The organism is Chitinophaga sp. CC14, assembly GCF_048957795.1.
Lineage (GTDB): Bacteria > Bacteroidota > Bacteroidia > Chitinophagales > Chitinophagaceae > Chitinophaga > Chitinophaga ginsengisegetis.
Genome location: NZ_JARBFY010000010.1, coordinates 1 through 1,697, shown reverse-complemented (window position 1 = coordinate 1,697; position 1,697 = coordinate 1). Strand labels below are relative to the sequence as shown.

Below are 1,697 nucleotides of genomic sequence, written 5' to 3'. Positions count from 1 at the left end.
CAGCAAACTAATAAGATAACATATCGGGAAAGTTGTATTCTAAGACTCTTTAGCGTAATATTTAAAAAATTAAAGCTTACGGGCAATTAGTATTACTCGGCTGCGATGTTACCACCCTTACACCTGTAACCTATCAACGTCGTAGTCTCCGACGGCCCTTAAAAGTAAACTCATCTTGAAGCAGGTTTCACGCTTAGATGCTTTCAGCGTTTATCCTATCCATACATAGCTACTCTGCACTGCACCTGGCGGCACAACAGATACACCAGCGGTATGTACGACCCGGTCCTCTCGTACTAAGGTCATGTCCTCTCAATTTACTAACGATCACAACAGATAGGGACCGAACTGTCTTGCGACGTTCTGAACCCAGTTCACGTGCCACTTTAATCGGCGAACAGCCGAACCCTTGGGACCTTCTCCAGCCCCAGGATGTGACGAACCGACATCGAGGTGCCAAACCTCACCGTCGATATGAGCTCTTGGGTGAGATCAGCCTGTTATCCCCGGAGTACCTTTTATCCTTTGAGCGATGGCCCTTCCATACAGAACCACCGGATCACTTTAGCCTGCTTTCGCACCTGCTCGGCTTGTTTGCCTCACAGTCAAGCACCCTTATACTAATGCGCTCTGCGTACGATTACCAACCGTACTGAGGGTACCTTTGCGAGCCTCCGTTACCTTTTAGGAGGCGACCACCCCAGTCAAACTACCCACCAAACAATGTCTCCCATTACTGGGATTAGACTCTAAATAACAGAAGGTTGGTATTTCAACGATGACTCCACAACTCCTGGCGAAGCTGCTTCATAGTCTCCCAACTATCCTACACATCTGGCATTCAAAATCAATGTTAAGTTGTAGTGAAGGTTCACGGGGTCTTTCCGTCCCGTTGCGATTAACCGGCATCTTCACCGATACTACAATTTCACCGAGCTCGTGGTAGAGACAGTGTACAACTCATTAGACCATTCGTGCAGGTCGGAACTTACCCGACAAGGAATTTCGCTACCTTAGGACCGTTATAGTTACGGCCGCCGTTTACTGGGGCTTCAGTCAGAAGCTTTGGGTTACCCCGAACATCCTTCCTTAACCTTCCAGCACCGGGCAGGTATCAGGCTCTATACGTCATCTTTCGATTTTGCAGGGCCCTGTGTTTTTGTTAAACAGTTGGTTGTACCATTTTACTGAGGCCACATCACTGTGGCACGCCTTATCCCGAAGTTACAGCGTCAATTTGCCTAGTTCCTTTACCACGGATCACTCGAGCGCCTGAGAATACTCATCTCGACTACCTGTGTCGGTTTACGGTACGGGCTGCTATAAACGAACCTTAGAAGTTTTTCTTGGAAGTCTGATTAGGGATACTATCAGCGCGGCCGAAGCTTTGCTGTACTATCAGGTTTCAGCATCTCTGGCGGATTTTCCTACCAAAAATATACCTACGCCCTTTAACGCACTATTCCGTAAGTGCGCGATCCTTTCACTACTCCGTTACTCCATCGAATTTATAGCAGGTACTGGAATATTCACCAGTTTGCCATCAGCTTCACCTTTCGGCTTTGCCTAAGGACCCGACTAACCCTGATCCGATTAGCGTTGATCAGGAACCCTTAGTCTTACGGCGATAAGATTTTTCATCTTATTTATCGTTACTTATGCCTACATTTTCTTTTCTAAACGCTCCAGCATGTTTC

General features: G+C 47.2%; 1 rRNA gene. It reads right to left on the bottom strand.

The features are described 5' to 3' along the window. Nucleotides 1-65: 65 nt before the first annotated feature. Nucleotides 66-1,697 (bottom strand): 23S ribosomal RNA (locus PV783_RS34460); the annotation flags it as partial.